The 265-nt window shown below is 45.7% G+C and carries 1 protein-coding gene; it reads left to right on the forward strand.

Annotated features, from left to right (window positions below; all coding sequences use genetic code 11):
* A partial coding sequence (locus tag A3735_RS09665; protein ID WP_156499574.1) for an AMP-binding protein occupies positions 1-265 on the forward strand: 265 nt, incomplete at both ends.

Here is a 265-nt window from a genome sequence, read left to right on the forward strand (position 1 = left end):
TGTCTCGGGCAAACATTATCCTTTGCTGAAATCGATGCTAAATCTAAGGCTTTGGCCTGTTTCTTACAGCAGCAAGAGAACCTAAATCAGGGTGACCGGATAGTGATACAGCTGCCAAATCTAAGCCAGTACCCAATTGCTGCTTACGCCGCGTTGCGTGCTGGTTTAGTCGTGGTAAACACAAACCCTCTTTACACGCCTAGAGAAATGCAGCATCAATTCTCAGATTCAGGTGCCAAGGCGATAATTATTCTAGAAGACCTGT

The sequence above is a fragment of the Oleiphilus sp. HI0061 genome, assembly GCF_001635675.1.